14 protein-coding genes are annotated in these 17428 nt (G+C 53.7%); 9 read left to right on the forward strand and 5 right to left on the reverse strand.

What is annotated here, in order from left to right; genetic code table 11:
• The first annotated feature begins 26 nt into the window (after positions 1–26).
• The gene (gene xseA / locus FJ146_12040) at positions 27–1664 is read left to right on the forward strand and encodes an exodeoxyribonuclease VII large subunit (GenBank protein MBM4252695.1); all 1638 of its coding nucleotides are present in this window, start codon (positions 27–29) and stop codon (positions 1662–1664) included.
• On the forward strand, positions 1661–1888 hold the full coding sequence (gene xseB, locus FJ146_12045; GenBank protein MBM4252696.1) for an exodeoxyribonuclease VII small subunit: 228 nt from the start codon (positions 1661–1663) through the stop codon (positions 1886–1888). Before xseA ends, xseB begins: the two co-directional genes overlap by 4 nt.
• 23 nt (positions 1889–1911) lie before the next feature.
• On the opposite strand, the gene FJ146_12050 is transcribed toward xseB, so the two are convergent.
• From FJ146_12050 to FJ146_12065, 4 genes are read right to left on the reverse strand one after another with little or no spacing between them, the layout of a single operon-like run.
• The gene (locus tag FJ146_12050) at positions 1912–2844 is read right to left on the reverse strand and encodes an SAM-dependent methyltransferase (GenBank protein ID MBM4252697.1); all 933 of its coding nucleotides are present in this window, start codon (positions 2842–2844) and stop codon (positions 1912–1914) included.
• A 37-nt stretch (positions 2845–2881) separates the two neighbouring features.
• Complete coding sequence (locus FJ146_12055; protein ID MBM4252698.1) at positions 2882–4141, reverse strand: hypothetical protein; 1260 nt, start codon at positions 4139–4141, stop codon at positions 2882–2884.
• Positions 4122–5453, reverse strand: a complete 1332-nt coding sequence (locus tag FJ146_12060) for a hypothetical protein (GenBank protein ID MBM4252699.1) — start codon at positions 5451–5453, stop codon at positions 4122–4124. The genes FJ146_12055 and FJ146_12060 overlap by 20 nt, the downstream gene beginning before the upstream one ends.
• Positions 5453–6181, reverse strand: a complete 729-nt coding sequence (locus FJ146_12065) for a serine/threonine-protein phosphatase (GenBank protein MBM4252700.1) — start codon at positions 6179–6181, stop codon at positions 5453–5455. Before FJ146_12065 ends, FJ146_12060 begins: the two co-directional genes overlap by 1 nt.
• A gap of 204 nt (positions 6182–6385) precedes the next feature.
• Between FJ146_12065 and FJ146_12070 the strand changes: the two genes are divergently transcribed.
• The gene (locus FJ146_12070) at positions 6386–7570 is read left to right on the forward strand and encodes an aminotransferase class I/II-fold pyridoxal phosphate-dependent enzyme (protein MBM4252701.1); all 1185 of its coding nucleotides are present in this window, start codon (positions 6386–6388) and stop codon (positions 7568–7570) included.
• On the opposite strand, the gene FJ146_12075 is transcribed toward FJ146_12070, so the two are convergent.
• A complete protein-coding gene (locus tag FJ146_12075; protein MBM4252702.1) occupies positions 7538–8422 on the reverse strand; it encodes a hypothetical protein in 885 nt (294 codons plus the stop codon). The two genes, FJ146_12070 and FJ146_12075, sit on opposite strands and share 33 nt — an antisense overlap.
• On the opposite strand from FJ146_12075, the gene FJ146_12080 reads away from it, so the two are divergent.
• The 6 genes from FJ146_12080 (at position 8400) to FJ146_12105 (ending at position 17340) form a co-directional block, all read left to right on the forward strand.
• Positions 8400–10169, forward strand: a complete 1770-nt coding sequence (locus tag FJ146_12080; protein MBM4252703.1) for a hypothetical protein — start codon at positions 8400–8402, stop codon at positions 10167–10169. The genes FJ146_12075 and FJ146_12080 overlap by 23 nt on opposite strands.
• Position 10170: 1 nt before the next feature.
• Entirely contained in the window at positions 10171–10764 is a 594-nt protein-coding gene (locus FJ146_12085) for a hypothetical protein (GenBank protein MBM4252704.1), read from the forward strand.
• Entirely contained in the window at positions 10765–12237 is a 1473-nt protein-coding gene (locus FJ146_12090; GenBank protein MBM4252705.1) for an HAD-IG family 5'-nucleotidase, read from the forward strand.
• A gap of 110 nt (positions 12238–12347) precedes the next feature.
• A complete protein-coding gene (locus tag FJ146_12095) occupies positions 12348–14672 on the forward strand; it encodes a PEGA domain-containing protein (GenBank protein MBM4252706.1) in 2325 nt (774 codons plus the stop codon).
• A 108-nt stretch (positions 14673–14780) separates the two neighbouring features.
• A complete protein-coding gene (locus FJ146_12100) occupies positions 14781–16661 on the forward strand; it encodes a PEGA domain-containing protein (protein MBM4252707.1) in 1881 nt (626 codons plus the stop codon).
• 19 nt (positions 16662–16680) lie between these two features.
• A complete protein-coding gene (locus FJ146_12105) occupies positions 16681–17340 on the forward strand; it encodes a dephospho-CoA kinase (GenBank protein MBM4252708.1) in 660 nt (219 codons plus the stop codon).
• The last annotated feature ends 88 nt before the right edge of the window (positions 17341–17428 follow it).

The following is a 17428-nucleotide window of genomic DNA, read 5'->3' on the forward strand; positions in this document are numbered from 1 at the left end:
GTGGCGCCGACTTACGGAGAGCGAGCTTGAGCATCCACTACCGACGGCAGGGCAGCGCTATCGTTGTTCTGGGCAATACCTACGCCTATCGCGACCAACTGAAGGCGCTTGGCGCGCGCTTTAGCGGAGTTGATCGGCACTGGCGCCTGCCGCTCACACCGGCCAATCTTGAGTCTGTTCATGAGTTGTGTGCAAACGCCGGAGGTGGAAGCCTCGATCAGGCATCTACCTCCACCCTTGTCGTTCAAGAATCGAGCCCATTACCCATCGCTGCTGCGGCCACGCGCGCGCTTTTTACCCCGAAGACAGACGAGACTGAGCACCAAGGACTGTCTTTGCGTCAGCTTATGGAGCAGGTGGAATCGGCGGTCACGCGTGCTTTTCCAACGACGGTTTGGGTGATCGGCGAGGTGCAAAACCTGAGCCGCAGGGGGGGCCACTGTTATCTTGACTTAGCCGAGGGCCGCAGTGATGCGCACGCTAACGCCACAACCACGGTGAGAGCCATCATCTGGAGCAGCGCTCTCAATCAAATTCAGTCGCGGCGCGGCGCTGACAAGGTCGCAGAGGTGCTGCAGGACGGCCTTCAACTCCGCTGCCTTTGCCAGGTTCAGCTCTACAAAGATCGTGGCAGTATTACGCTCTTGATCTCTGACATCGACCCGAACTTTACCAAAGGCGCTCTGGCACTTGCACGCGAGCGACTGCTTAAGGAGCTGAGAGCCAAGGGGCTGGATCGTGCCAACAAAAGCTTACCACTTCCGCCCTTCCCTCTGCGGCTAGGGCTCATCAGTGCTGCTGGCTCGCGGGCGCAATCCGACTTTCTCGATCAACTCGTGTGTCTCAAATATCCCGGCGAAGTACTATTTTGCTCGACCAGCATGCAAGGGGAACAAGTGCCGCGCCAGGTTGTCGCCGCCTTACAACTACTCACGGCCCGCGGCTGTGACCTCATTGTCATCACCCGCGGCGGCGGCAGCGCTGCCGACCTGAGGTGGTTTGACGCGCCAGAGATCGCCTACGCGATCGCACAGGCTAAGATCCCCATCGTAGCCGCCATCGGCCACCACGATGATGTATGCGTCGCCGAGGAGATTTGTCACATGCGTCAAAAGACACCAACTGCAGCGGCCGACTACATCGTAAGTATCCTACTCGACACCCGGCGCACCATCGACACCATCGCGGCGGCCATGGCCAAGACGCTTGATGATCGCATTCAAGCCGTGAGCGTTTTGACTGCAGCATTGGTGGGCCGCTTACACGTCGCTGCTGAGCGATCTCTAGACCTGCGGTCCCTAGCGCTCACGCAACTCGGCCATGGATTACAGCGGACGGCCACAGCTAGGATTCATCAGGCGCTCAGCCAACTCGGCGATTTCAAAACGCGCATCAGCATTGGTGCCGAGAGACTCATGGGACAGTGCAGCACGCGCATTGCAGAGCTTCTGGCTGCATTGCAAAGGCGCGACCCGAGCAGCTGGATTGCCCAGGGATGGACCAGACTGAGCATTGGCGCCGATCTTGTAAAAAGCGTGTCTCAAACAAAGATCGGCGAAACTCTGAGGGCAAGACTCAGTGACGGTTGGCTGCATCTGCAAGTCACGAGCACTGAAACCGCCACTGACAGCGATAAGACTAAACACGTGGGAGACGATCCATGACGGTGAAATCACATAGCGACGAGACTCCAAACAGCGAATCCGCCAGCTACAAAGCCATGCTGCAAGAAGTAGAAGTGCTGGTCAAAGAGGTGGGACAACCCGATCTGGAACTCGATACTATGGTCGGCAAGATCGAGCGCGGCTACTCCTTAATCAAAGCCATGCGCGCTAGACTCGAGACCACTAAGGAAAAAGTTGAGCAGCTACGTCTGGATTTTGAATGATCACCGATACTGATCATCGATCGCTATGACCGATGATTTATGCGATACGCTTTGTGGATTTTACGATCACGAAAGTCTTCAGGAATCGTCGCTTCCGTGAGGTCCTCAATCAGGTAACGCTTGCTCAAATAAGTATCCAGAATAAATACGCGCTTATTCGTTGAGAAATAGAGGGTACCCTGAGCCGCCAGGCGCTCCATCGACCTCTCGATTAGGCGCCCGTGATCGCGCTGAACATCGAGAAATCCTTTCATGCGTTTCGAATTGGAAAACGTCGGCGGATCCAAAAAAACCACGTCAAATAGGCGCGACTTATCTACCGGAGTCGCCAGATATTCGCGAGCATCAGCCCTGATAAACTCGTGACTGTCAGGATCGAGTCCATTGACGCGAAAGTTATCGTGCGCCCACTCAAGATATTTTTGCGACAAATCGACACTCGTAGTCACCGCACCAGCTTGCGCTGCAGCCACACTAACGCTACCTGTGTAGCAAAAAAGATTGAGCATTTTGCAACCAACAGGCAGCCTGCGCATCACCGAGCGCAACGGACGGTGATCCAGAAAGAGACCGGTATCCAGGTAATCCGTCAAGTTAACAAGATACTTACTAGACTCCTCGGTCACGGCGATCAGTGCGCCGCTCTCCCCAAGTTTAACGTACTGATCTTTCCCCTGCATGCGTCGCCGTCCCTTGAGGTGAACCCGTTCCGGCAAAATATTTAACGCCTCCGCCACGGCCTTCACCAGCTCAGACTCGTCTAGTGCTTGGTCTTTGTGAGCTACCCCGCGGTCATAAATCACGGCATTGCCGTCGTAGATGTCGACAATGTGAGGCAGCTCGGGAATATCGGCATCGTACAGGCGGTATGCACTGGTACCGGTCTTGTCGGCCCACTTTTTGCGCGGCTTGGCAATTTTCTTCAATCGATTCTTGAATGCTTCTATCTGATGCATGACTTATGTTCCACTATCGACTTATGGCTTTAGCCTGTTAAAACTGCCTCTGCAGGCTGAGCATGACACCGTAGCCAGTGCTTTGCTTCGGCACTTCCTGATTAAATGCATCTATCAAGTTCGGCGCCACTCCAGAAAAATTGAACATGTTGTAACTGAACTGACCAGCAACGGTAAACCATTCTACCGGTGCAAGCGCAAGTTCGGCGCCGACCTCGTCAACAGTACCCTCGACCACGATCTCCACCGCGTCGGCTCCGTCCTCAGGTTTAACCGACTGTTTATAGGAATTCAGCATGCTGCGTCCGATGCTTGGCGAGAAGGTTACTCCAAATGGTAGTTTTCTCTCTAGCGACGCGCCGAACGATATACTGCTGGCCTCCCCGTAGACAATATAGCCCGTTGCTGGCGACGCCGTACCGTAGCCGATACGCCCATCGATCGAAGTGGTTTCCCACTTACGTTTAATACTAGCCCCAACGCTCAGCAGATGACCCGAGAAGGTGTTGGTCGAAACGCTATCGAAATATTCGTTAATATAGCCAAAATAATTATAGAACCCTACGGGTCCTGCCGGTGGCTGCTGCGCCACATAGACAGTCTGATTCCGCACTGACATACGTCCTTCGTAAACTTTGTCATCGTATTTGAAACCAATTTTAGTGCCATAGATCGAAGTCATTCTCGTAGTCAATAAATCAGGCAGCGCATAGCCAGCAGTCTGATCGATAGTTACTTCTATGGTCTCTGCTAAGGGTAGGTAGAGCTCCCCGTCCACCATCATAGTAAAAAAACGAAACTTGCCTGCAGGCGAAACATTAGTTACCGGAAAATACGAGCCGTTGTCTTGTGCATAAGTCCGTTCGCTACCGGAAGTATCGGCCCATTTCTCCCTAGCGTAGCCACGGAGGCCAATATGGCTCCGGCCTCCGGCTAGCATGAATCCAAGTCCGTAGTCGCTCTCTGCCTTGGCCATGACGTCGTAGGACTGGGTAAAGCTTTGCCTTGTCGAGGCGGTAACATTGGAGACAAAGCGCGATCGCCCTTCAATCTTTTGACCGATCTCGACGCCTTTAAGATGGAGACCCTCGGGGGTTTTTTCGCTCGCAGGCTCGCGCCGTGAGCGCGTATTCCAAGGGCGCGCATATCTACCGTAACCACGTGCCAGCAGATGGGCATTGTCGCTGGTCTCGGTAGCTGGTGCAGCAACAGAGGGCGCCGTGACCGTTAGGCTTGCACTTCCTAACATCAAACTTAAGAGCCACATGTCCCAAATGTTAGTGCGCCACTTTACCATGCGGGCTTTCCGCCGATCCTCGATCAGCTGCCCGACTGCCCTGAGAATCGCGACCGCTTAACGTGGTTAAAAACCGCACTTCTGCTGGGTAATCAAAGCGTGTAAATTTGTCTTCTGTGCCAAGACTGTCAGCGTAAAGAACTAGCTGCGATTTAACGTCCCCAGTAATTTGACTGGGCATCGCAACACCAAGTCGCAGAATATTCCATATGTACCGCTCGGTACTGTATGAGGACAAGGTATCAACCTGCCGCGGTTGATTGGCGCGGCAGCGCCCGAGAGCACCGAGATCGCTAGCGTCTTCAAAGCAGCTCCAAAGCGCCAGCTCGTTGCTAGGTGACACATTCGACTCGGGTGCTGATAGACCTTGAGAGGCGGCAATCAACCAGTTCAGTCGGGATTTTAGGCTGGTCACACCATTTCGCTCAAATTCTGCACGCGCAACCTCGCTTGCATTTTTCTCAGAAAGATCGACCAGCGCCTTCTGAGCCATGACTAAACAGCCAAGGTAATAATTTTCTCCGGCCAACCATCCTTTATGCTCTTTCTTACGGATCCAATTCGGATCCCATGCCAAGACGCGCGCCCATTGTGCATGTACAAGTTGGTGCTCCGTCAGAACCTCATGCCAAGATGCCTGACTGCTACGCCATTGCTCGGCCCAGGTTTTATAGGAACAGTTCAACGGTGCCACTGCAGCCCCCCGTAGCACGTTGCCACGCAGACCAGAAATTTGACCGTCGCGCGCAAAAGCGTAACTACGCAGGTAAGGCAACCAGGCGTCGCCGTCCTTCCGCCCGGACTGCGCCTTGTCGACGATAAATTGCATATTCGTCTGCATATATTTGAAAAAACCGTCTTTGTCGCTGCTGTCTAAAAGTGATTGAGCGTCCTCAGGACGGGGTGCGTGATCAGGCAGTTCTCGAGCTTTGCTCGACATCCTAGCATTGTTGGCCATGTAGATGGCCGCCACAAAAGCTGCGGCTGCCAGCAGCAAAAAGGTCACCGCTAGACCTAGCCCACGTGCCGACTTCTTACGTATTAGTCTCGTATTCTCACTTAATTGCTGTGGCTCACCATGACCTGACACACCCCAATCGCTGGCCAAATCCTCATAAACTATACGCGCCACCTCAGGATAGGTCTTCTTGACCTTTTCCATGTTATCCATGGAGACCCACGGACCACAGTGACCGGACACCTCATCAGACAGACCAAACTGCATACGCTTAAAGGCATCTTTCAGCTCCATGAGAGTCATGGGGCCGCTGAAGCCTTCAAGGTTACGTCTGATGAGATAAAGTTTCGCCATTAACTTCTCACGTGGGATAGAAGCACAGTTATGTTGTCGCGTCCTCCAGCTGCGTTCGCAGCATCGATCAGTATTTTCGGTAACGTGTCAAAGCGATCTAGATTCTCAGAAATGATTTGGGCGATTTTACGATCCTCAAGCATGCCGCTTAGTCCGTCCGAGCAGGTGACAAAAATCTGGCCAGATTTCAGAGGCACTTCGTAAATATCAATATCAACGCGTTCGGCGAGTCCCATGGCCCGGACCAATGCACCGTCCTTAGCACCAGGTTGCACCGCCGATTTAGGCAACCAGCCTCGCTCCAAAAAGTTAGCGACACTGTGATCCAGAGTCAGTTGGAATATATGTTTTTTATAGTACATATAGGTGCGACTATCACCCACGTGCGCGAGATGCAGCGAGTCACCCACAAACATGAGACAGTTCAGAGTTGTGCCCATCCCTGCGATCTCGCGTTCGCGCCTGCCTCGTTCGATGATTTCCATGTTCATTTTGTCTATTGCAGTAGACAGGAACGGTGCGATCTCTTCATGGCGGATACGATCACTACCTAAAAAAGCCTTACGCAGACCGGAGACCGCCATGCTCGAGGCAACCTCACCACCACTGTGACCGCCGATGCCGTCTGCCACAATGCCAAACCCAGCAGCCTCGTCGAAATAGAGACTGTCCTGGTTATTTTTTCGCCGCCGTCCTACGTCGGTGGCACCTACCATACGCACCTGCACCTTGGCCTCCCCTATGACTCCGTACGATGCTTCGGCACTTACAATCCCGAACCTTAGAAACCTCGATCGCGATTCGTCACGGAGCCCCCTGTTCAAGCGATTAAGACACTGACTTCGAGGTCCTTAAATGGTATTTTTCTACTTTTCCTCAAATCAAACTCTGCCGACCAGACGGCAGATAGATCCACTATTGAGGGCGCCATCATGCCACGTATCAGTGATCGTTGGAGTCATTTCGGTACCTCGATCTTTACCACAATGACACTCAAGGCTCAGGCCACCAACTCAATCAACTTGGCCCAGGGCTTTCCTGACTTTGATGGACCAAACGAGGTCAAAAAGGCAGCAATCGATGCTGTTACGGAGGGATGCAATCAGTATGCACCGGCTCCAGGATTGCCGCGCTTGCGCCAACTCATTGCTGCGCGGCGTTCATCGCAGGCTGGAGGCAATTACGACTGGGCCGAAGAGGTAACGATTTTCTCTGGAGCTACGGAGGCACTTTTTTGTACTCTTCAGGGACTCTTCGGTCCGGGCGATGAGATATTAGCTTTCGAACCGTTATATGACTCTTATATCGCCGGCGCCCATAGTGCTGGTGCAAAAATTGTTGGCGTCCCCCTTGCACCACCAAGCTTTAGCTTCACGGCGGCGGCTCTCGAGCGGTTGGTAACCAAAAATACACGAGCCATCTTGGTCAATAGTCCTCACAACCCCACCGGCCGCGTATTTCATGCGGCTGAATTGGCAATCATTCGCGACTTTGCACTCGCCCATGATTTAATCGTCATCACGGATGAGGTTTATGAGGAGCTTGTTTACAGTCCCAACGTATGCCAAAGCCTTGCGACGCTCCCAGGTCTTAGAGACCGTACGGTTGTTATCTCGTCTACAGCCAAGACCTTTAGTTTTACGGGATGGAAGGTGGGCTATGCGTTTGCTCCCGCTGCTCTCACTAAACTGCTTAGGGCTGTTCATCAATTTACGGTGTTTTGTTCCGCTACTCCGCTGCAGCACGGGATGATCGCGGCACTGCAACTAAGCCCCGAGTACTACGACGATTTGCGCAGCGATTACCGCCAGCGCCGAGACCAGCTGCTGGCCAGCCTTGTAAAGGCGGGATTCCAGCCAGTGGTACCGGAGGGGTCTTACTTCATCATAGCTGATTACAGCAAACTTAGTGACCAGGACGACCGCAGTTTTGCCCTCCGCCTCGCTGAGGTCTGCGGCGTGGCCTCGATTCCTTTGTCGCCTTTTTATGTGGATGAAGACCAGGCCCGCAAGTCACTACGCTTTTTGCGCTTTGCCTTTTGCAAAAGCCTAGACACACTCAGTGCTGCCGGCGAGCGCCTGCTGTCATTCGATGCCCGTGCCAACCCAATCGGCTAGATCTGGTAGGTGCACCCACCCATCGACCTCGCGAAAGCTCTCTGGCTTATCGCGCGTTAGCCCTGCAAGATGCAGGGCGCCGACGACAGCGGTAATAAACGCGTGAAAAATTTCGACGCTCCCAGCAATCTGGGCCACAAGATCGCTGCGCAGTGGCGCCAGCAGTCGCTGGCCAACCATAGCTTCGATGACTAGCTCGCGCACTGCCAGTCCCGTCTCGAACCGACGATACTCAAGCTTGACGGCGTCTGGGAGTCCCAGGGGGCGTCTGAGCGCCTCGAGTGCCGTCGAAACCTGGGTCTCCCTCAGCAGGATTTGCGGATCAAGAGCATTGAGGCGGCGCTGCAGAGTACGCGCCCTAGTAACGAGCGGGGCCAGGTTAGCGCTGAAAGTGGGCTCAGTCGCGTCGTCAGCCGGTTCTGTGAGTTTCATGACGTCCCAAACGCGCTGGCTCTGCGGATTAACCGGCCTGGCTTTGCGAGCACCGCGGCGCCTCACACGATTACTGATGGCCATCATGTAGGCGACTGCGACATCGTCACACTGCACGGCCCCAGGGCAAAGAGGTCTTTGGCAGGCTACGCATGGCGGCAGGGTCAGGGGGCAATCGACAAAAACTGCCGCGAGCGGTCCGTGGCGTGTCAAGAGATCGGCTAGTCGTTCATCCGAAAATAATGTGCCAAAAGCGCCGATCTTTTCATATACTTTGGTTATCTCAATCGCTTCCTGACCAGGATCTCCGCTAACCAGGACGAGAGCGGTCTTGTTGGCGTTGGGACCAGACAGATGGATTCCAGCTGCTTCATGCGAGAGGGATTGAGAGGCATTTTTGCTAGCTTTTCGCGTCAACATCGTCGCCTTGCTCATAGTCAGCTACCTCTTAGTTGGTTCTAGCGCCAATCAAGCCCTAGCGGCGGATCCCATGTCAGCCCACTCCCAAGCCGGGAGGGTTGCATTAGAGCAAAAAGATTACGATCGTGCGATCGCGTCGTTCCGGCAACATCTACGAGTTTATCCCAAGGATTACCATACCTGGGATTTACTAGCGATTGCTTATTATTTTTCTGGGCAACCACGGCGCGCACTGCGCTACCTTAAGTTTGTTGAAGGCAACGCGCAGTCGTCAACCAATTATCTCTACCAAGGGCTTTGTTATGAAGCTCTAGCCCCGTCAAGATTTGACTCGCTTGACACCACGGATCTCCTCCGCGCTAAACAGTATTTCGCCATAGCGGCTCAACGCTACAGCGACGACGAGGCGGCAAGGGCAACCATCGAACTCGCCATTCTCGAATATAATGCGCGAAACAAAGCTGCTGCCCGCCACTGGCTCACGCGCTACCTCCAGAAATTCCCCCGCGGTGGCTTCGCCGGAGAGGCAGTAAGACTGCTCGAGTCCATCCGTGACAATATTTGGCTCGGCACGCTTCAGGGCACAAAAAAACCAGACATGGAACAGGCTCTATTTCGCTATAACCGCCTTTCCCTAGGACCACTGCCCCACTATTGGTTTGTGCAGGGCGGTTATCAGTACTCCGAGGTTGCCGGACAGGAGCCCAAGGAGGGCGGGGAAATCAGTGCCAGCGACAATCGTTCGGTGGCCATGCTAGCTAATGCTGGTGTCGGTATTGGACCGATCAGACAGGGTGAAACTACGGTTTTTGCCGGATACACCTATAAACAGTCTTGGGACTCAAACAGCGACCGATTGAGCCGCTGGGCCGACTCCCCTATCGATCTCGACAGCTTCCCGTTTCAAGCCGATCTGCTGCTGCGGCGGCATCAAGTTTACGGCGACTTTCGCCGCGAATTTGGAGGTAAGTTTTTTGTCGGTGTATTTGGCCGCATGGAATTTGCACGGGCCGGCTCCACCTACTTCCCATCTGCGGATAGCCCAATCTTCCGGCAAACGCTCAATCAAGGGCAAACACAACTGCTAATCCCCTGGATGGGGATGGTGTACGCTGAACACTTTCGCACTTTGATCTACGCCTATATGAATAAGCAGATCAATTTTAATAGCCCGGAATTATCAAGCAAATCCTATGATTTTGGCCTAAGTAGCAACAACCCCACCATGAGCCTAGGCCTTAGTCAGGTCATCGATTGGCCACAGTTTGATGCCGTGGTCGATATAGAAATTTTCCGCTATGAGTTTATCTACAATGATCCGTGGTTAGACTACCAACGGCAGGGAGCCTTCATTGGGGTCGAACAGGATCCCATCAAGAATTGGACGATCGCCGGCATAGCGGGTTATTACCAGGATAATTATGTATTCCCACGAGTGCGCAGTTACAGTTGTAGTACCGTTAATAACAACGGTGAGCCCACGCTGACTGCTCGGACACCGCTTGGCTGTGCACGGACTGACACTGGCACCTTGTTTCAACTCGGTTTATACTGGAATCGTACGCAGTTTCAGAGGATTTCAGCGCTACTCCAATACATCAGCAACGACAATCCCGAGCAGCGTGAATTTAATCAGACGGTCAAGAATATTCAGTTAATGTATACTTGGGCTTTCCCAAGCGTCAGGCGTGTATCGCGATTTGTCGACCGTTTTGCCGATGCAGCATTTACCAAAGGGGGACGCTAAGTTGGCACATCTGCAGTCTAGCTTGAAGATGGTTGAAGATGTCATCCGCCTGAAGCAGAGCGTTTATATCTCTGGCGACGGACTACAGGTCACATTTCAAACTCAAGTCATTGCCATGCAAGCGGATCAATTCGTGCTGATGAATCACATCAGACCACAGTTTATAACAGCATTCATGGCCTCCCGAGCATTTAGCGTCCAAGTCGGCATGGTACGATTTCAAGCAGACCACATACTGTCCGACGGCGAGCACATTATTTTCCCGCTACGTAAAGACTCGGTGATAGAAGAAACACGGCAGTCCGAGCGTTTCTACTTTAACGCTGACGAACGCGTGATCGTCGAGATTTTGAACCCCTTCGATAACGAGACTAAGATTTCAAAATCGGTGATGGACATGTCAGCTACGGGCCTATCGCTCCGCACCACATTTGATTCCCAGCTTTTCCAGCCAGACACCTACCTTGGTAATTTACGCATTTTAGTTGACGGCGAACTGTATAAAAAGGGCGCTGGTCGCATAGTTTATCGACGTAAGTTAATGGATGTCAGTGGTCATTTACGCCACCAGGTTGGCATCAAATTCGAGAGCTGAATGCCCAAAATTACAAGTAGCCGTAACACGAGCCGTCTAAAAAAATGGCAACGAATTTTTGTCAATAGATCGCTCAACATGGGGAACATCCGAGCCGTTGGTTACGACATGGATCACACGTTGGTGATCTATAATCGTGAGGCTTTCGAGGCTCTTGCTTTTCGCGAGACTTTGAAGAAATTCATTGCCAGCGGATATCCAGAAGAATTAGGCAGCCTGACTTTTGATCCCAATCTACTGATCCGAGGCTTACTCGTCGACATGGACCGCGGCAATGTCCTCAAGGTTGACGGGCATAAATACGTGAAAATCGCCTATCATGGTCACACCCGGCTAGCTAAAGACGTGCGCCGTAGTGTTTACAACATCGAGAGCTTTAAGGCCGGCACTTTACTATCGATGGATACTTTTTTCGCCTTGAGTGAGGTCCAGCTTTTTGCCGAAATAGTCGACTATATGAATCGCAATCCAGGCAAGATCAACAAGAGCTTCCGTGAAGTCTACAGTGACCTCAGGCGCTTTATCGACCAAAGTCATGCTGATGGATCGATAAAATCTCATGTACTCGCCAACCCGGAAAAATTTGTGCGGCGCGATAAATACTTAGCTTTAACGCTGCAGCAGCAGATTGAGGCGGGAAAGTCTCTCTTCCTCCTAACAAATTCGAGCTGGGACTATACCAGTGCCTTGATGAGTTTCATCCTCGACGGCCAACTTGAGGATTACCCAAATTGGCAGAACTATTTTGAGTACATTGTAGTCAGCGCCGGTAAGCCGGGATTCTTCACGGGTAGCCAACCGTTTTACGAGGTAGATCCTGGGCAGTCGTCGATCAAACCTCTGTCAGGACCTTTACTACCGCGCACAATTTATCAGGGTGGTAATGCCAAAGCATTCCAACAACTGACAGGATTTCGCGGAGATGAAATCCTCTTTGTCGGCGACCATATTTACGGTGACATTATTAGATCCAAACACTCCGTCAACTGGCGAACCTTGCTTATAATCGAAGAACTTGGTGTTGAGTTAGTCAAGTTAGAGGGGTTGCGCCGCGCCTTAGCCGAGATTCACGAGCGCATGCAGGAGCGCGAAATTGTCGACGAAGATCTCCAGGTGCTCCGCTCAAAATTGCGGTGGCAAGGGCGCCTCATGGAGGAATCCCAAGCACGAGGGGATTCAAAAAAATCACAATTGATCGGCAAAGAGCGAGAAAAATTGGCCGCCAAGGCTGGCCGTCTCGCCGCCCGCTTGGAAAAGCTGGATCTGGAGATCAAGTCACTCACTGAGGCGCGAGCGGCTAAGGTGCATCCTGTTTGGGGTGAATTGATGAAAGTTGGCTTAGAACGCAGTCGTTTCGCTGATCAAGTCGCCGATTATGCTTGTGTTTATACGAGCGCCGTTTCAAATTTGCGCTTTTACAGCCCATTCAAGCGTTTTTCATCAGTTCACGACATGCTGGCCCACGATTTCTAGTGACAAGCTAAAAGCCCACCCCAACCGGTGAGCGCTCAAGAAATTCAGTTTATTACCCGAAAAGTACCACGCGGACATCAGGGCTGACCTGACCGTAGAGGTACTAACGTATGCGTAACAAATTACTCGGTGATCGCTACCGAATTCTCGACCTCATTGGAGAGGGCGGGATGGCATACGTTTATCTTGCCACTGACGAAAAACTCGGCCGTCGTGTCGCCGTTAAAGTCTTGCACGAACACATGGAACGAAATCCTGAGATTCGCCAACGCTTTCAGGCAGAGGCGCAAACAATCTCCGCGCTAGACCACCCAAATATCGTGAAAATTTATGACTTCTCCGGCGATCACGATGGACGTCTGTGGATAGTCACAGAAGTCATTCAAGGCAAAAACATCGCCCAGTATTTACAGGACTTAAATGAACGATGGCTCCACCCTGTCATCGCGGCTTGCATCATTGCTGAGGTGTGTAAGGGTCTTGCCGTAGCTCACGATCACGGAATCGTTCATCGGGACATCAAGCCTGAAAACATCATGATGACTTTCGAAGGCCGCGTGATCTTAATGGATTTTGGCATTGCCAAAGACCTCGGCAAATCTAACATCACCGTCACTGGGACATTTATGGGCTCGCCGAGTTACATGTCACCCGAGCAAGTACGGGGTCGCGATGTCGACTGGCGCAGCGATATCTACAGCTTATCCATCTTGTTCTACGAGCTAGTAACAGGTCGTTTGCCATTTTTAGGGCAAAATACACACGATGTAGTATTGAAGATCATGGAAGGTAACTTCACTCACCCACGCTTCCTGGTACCAACATTACCACTTGTCCTGAACGACCTGATCGTCCGTGGCATGGCCAAGCACGTTGGCTCGAGACCACAGAGCGCGGAAGAATACCGGTCCATCCTCGACGGAACTCTGGGAGATATGGGCTTCAACGAGAGCCATATCGAACTAGAGCGCTGTGCTAAGGATCCCGATACCTTTAGATCACGATTACGCGGGGCCGACACGGTCATGGTCCACGCGCCGAAAACACCAACTGTGGCTCAAATGCCACCGCCGCGGCCAGAGCCGATTGTACCAATTGAGCCGAAGCCTGCAGCCGCAATGGCGGCTCCACCTAAACCGAGCCAAAGAGCTCCAGCGCCAGCACAGAGACAGGAGGCGCCACCGCGGTCGCGCTTAGCCGTGGCACCGATACCGACGGCCATGCCACAGCAACTAGCTGCGGCGCCACGCCCTCGACCGCAGCGGCCCGTTGCCGATCCGGCTTTACGCATGCACCAAAGACGTGTGGCCGCGAGTATTCCAGCTCAACGCACTTGGTTTAGCTATAGCCTCAGCGTAACTTTGATGGCGGCCACGGCGATCCTCAGCGTCTGGGGCATCATGCTGATTCAGCCACGTTTAGGTGAGGAAAGTACTACCTTTAGCAGCGAAAGTGACGGTTGGAGTCAGGGCAAAAGAGCCAGCGCCAGAGCGACACGCCAGGGGACCCGTCAGCGTGTCGACGGCACCCCGACGCGTGCAGTGGTGACCAAAGGCACGCCACCATCCGCTGCCTCAGGCACGTCTGCAGCGACAACGCCCAACGATAAACCAAGGGAGAAATCCCCGCCGGAACCCTCAGTTCGCTTCACCGGTAAAAAGCGCAGAAACGCCAGAAATCCTGAACTCAAGTCACCCAACCTAGTACGCAATGATGTGGTGCGTGCTGTGCCTGTACCGATTCCCATCGACTCTGGCACCCCCAGAAGACTTGACTCCGTTGACGGCAAGAAAATGCAAAAGACGACCACCAACACGGACGGCAATCAACTGCCAGAAGTTGGTGCTCTTTCTGCAACGGAAAGATCAGAAAGATCAGATCGTGGCGATACCATTGAAAATAGAGAGCGCCAGGCAGCTCCAGATAAACTCGATACGCGGTTTATAGCGATGCGCACACGTGCCCGCGTCATCGTTAGTTCACAGCCTGCCGCTGAAATTTTTATCGACGGTAAACGCGTCGGGACCACAATAGACCGAACAGCTGATAGCGGCCCCATTTCGGTTGCATCTGGGCACCATACACTCGAGCTACGGCGCGCCGGATATACCACCTATCGTCGCGCCATTGATCTCTCAGCAGAAGAAGTCCTGACCCTGCCCCGCGTTGCGCTGGGCGGGATGGAACCCAACGCTAATCAACCTGTGGTCCTGCTTACAGTAAGGAGTAATTTGGAACCCGCTCAGTTCACGCTACGCAACCTGAGTACCAATGCCACGCAAATTTCACTCGTAAGGGCTGGGATGAGGCCGATCAGCCTCATCCCAGGACGCTATTACTTACGAATCGAACGGGGCACCGAGTTTAAAGAGCGCGAGCTCGTCATTAATGGCAACGAAGGGCAGCTCACATTCAACGCCGACTTTCGCAACTAACTAGGAGCAAGAACTCTGCAGACGACCTTTACACAGCGACACTTAAGGGCAAGGCCTACGGGCCTAGCAGGTAATATCCTGCGTCGCCTGATCGCGTGTGTATTGTCCTTGGGCATGTGCGTGCCTACGAGTTCTTGGGTGATTGCTTTGGGGTCTTTCGGAGTCGCGACTACGGCAGGCGCATCGGCCTATACAAGCGGCCTCGATCGCTACCAACAGGGCGACTTTGCCGGAGCCGAAAAGATACTGCGCGGTGCTCTTGGCACGCGCATGGCGCCGCGTGAATTAGCCAGTACCTATAAACTACTCGGTATTTGCCAATTCATGCAAAACAACCGAGCCGGCGCGACGCAAAGCTTCAAAATGGCATTGGCGACTGATCCTGCCACTCTGATCAGCGCAAATGAAGTGCTCGACGACGGCGTCATCGGCTTCTTCAATAAGATTCGGGCAAGTTCCCCTAAACCCGCCGCCACCGCTGCGAAAAAGGCTCCCGCAAGTCCCGGTGCCATGAAAATGGCTGCTCGCCGAGCAACCGACTCCAAAGGCAATTTACTGAAACAGACCTTTTTAATCATCAACTCCACTAACAAAGGGGCCAACGTCTTTATCGATGGAATCATTGCTGGCCAGGTCAATAACCGGATCAACACTTCTCCAGGAAAGGTCCTCGTCGAAGTGGCGCAGCCAGGATTCAAACCGAAAAAAGTCCGCATCAACATCACTAAAGACGCCGACAATGCGGTCAACATCAATCTTGATAAAATTCAGCCCAAAGCCCCACCAAGACCGAAGGCGCCGCCCACTCCTGCCGAGGACGACTTGGGCATTGCTGTCGCGGCGGGCGCTCGTGGGGCCAAGTCCAAGAATGGCGGTAGACGAGCGCTGGCAGGAAAATCGCGAGCGGCCGCGCCCAAGGATGACCTATTCGGTGAATCTCCCGTAACCCAGGCACCACCACCTGTGCAGTCTGGCCCACGCATTGCGCAAGCGCCAAGCACGCCGCCGCAGATGGCACAGCAACCACACCCCCAAGCTATGATGCCTCAGGGCTATCCGCCACAAATGGGCTACCCGATGCAGGGCTATGGACAGATGGGATACCCGCAGCAGGCCGCGCCCTACCCGCCTCCGGGGTACTACCCACCACCATCCTACTATCCGCAGGCGCCCCAGGTGATTATTCAGCAGGCGCCACCCTCTTACTACGGATCCCCCGACATGAGCCCGGCCCCCATGCCGGCCAACGAACCACTACCACCACCTCCGAGTATCGACAGCGATCCCGGGGGTAGTCCTAGTGCTTTTGACGGCGGTGGAGGTCCGCCACCGGAGCCATCGATGTCGCCAGAAAGCCTCGGTGACCCAGGCTTTGGCGCCCCAGCGAGTAGTGGCTCCCGCGGCGGCCGTAGTGGCAGTGGCGGCGGCAGTGGATCTGGCAGCAAGGGCAACGCCAACGTCGCCATGTATTTGCTGCCTCTAGGCGTTGGACAATTCGTCAATGGCCGTCCACTGCTTGGTATCGCATTCCTTGGTGCGCAGGTGGGCAGCGCTGCCTATGGCTTTCTGAACTACCAAACCGCCGAGAAGAGAACCAAGGAAATCAACGATTTCCAGACCAACAACTGCACCGACGCAACAGATGAAGACTTCGATGCCTGCGAGGAATACGTACAAGCTGGCCGGGCCAATGTTTTAACGATTAATCAGTACAAACTTTACGGTTTCATCGGAGCTGGCGCCGCCTATGGCCTGAGCGTGATCCAGGCCTTTTTAGACACCCCTACTAAGACGGCCAAGAAGAAGAAACGGCGCGGCTTTAGTCTCAATGAATCGCCCGCTATCGAAACTGCCGCCGAGAACACCTACGACGATGAAATTGCCACCGATAGTGGCTTTAAGTGGCGATTTGACGTAGCCCCACATTATAATGGCCTCCAGTCGGTAGTAGAGCCCGCCCTGACCGTGAACTTGGACTGGCGTTTTTAGGGCCGATCATCAAGGCGCACTGCCTGTTTGTGGGGAGACATGTTTTGGGGAGAGGTCGGTATTGAGTCCGCAGGAACTCATCAAGCGGTATTGCATCGCACTGACCGGAGGCATTGCCACCGGCAAATCAACCGTAGCACGCATGCTGAGACAACTCTCCTACCCGGTGATTGATGCTGATCAGCTTGCCCGCCAAGTGACCGCACCGGGATCGCCCGGTCTAGCGGCCATTGTAAATCGCTTTGGTACAGACGTGCTCGATGAGGAAGGTCGTCTCAATCGCCCCTTACTCGGACAGTTGGTGTTCCACGACGAGCGCGCCAGGCGCGATCTGGAGGCCATGACGCACCCACTTATCCGTGCAGCCTTGGTGGCCGAGGTCGAGAAGCTGCACCTGAATGAGGATCCCAGGCTCTGCTTTTACGAAGCCTCGCTTATTTTGGAGACTGGTCAGGAGAAGGCGTTTCGTGCCGTGTGGGCGACCTACTGCGCGGCATCCACGCAGAAGCAGCGCCTGATGGCGCGGGATCAGATTGATTGCGCCAAGGCAGACCGCGTGCTAGCCGCGCAAATGCCGGCCAAGGAAAAAGCCGAACTCGCAGATGCCGTGATCGACACTAGTGGCGCCATAGGCCTCGTAGCAGCTCAGCTTGACGCTCTCCTGAATCGGCAAAGCTAGGTTGAGGCTGGGTCGAGGCTAGGTTGGACTGGAATACCAACGCGTGTTAGGTTGTGACGCTAGCAACGATGCTGGTCAGTCGCTCGGA

The organism is Deltaproteobacteria bacterium (assembly GCA_016874735.1).
In the GTDB taxonomy this organism is placed as follows: Bacteria; Bdellovibrionota_B; Oligoflexia; order Oligoflexales; family CAIYRB01; genus CAIYRB01.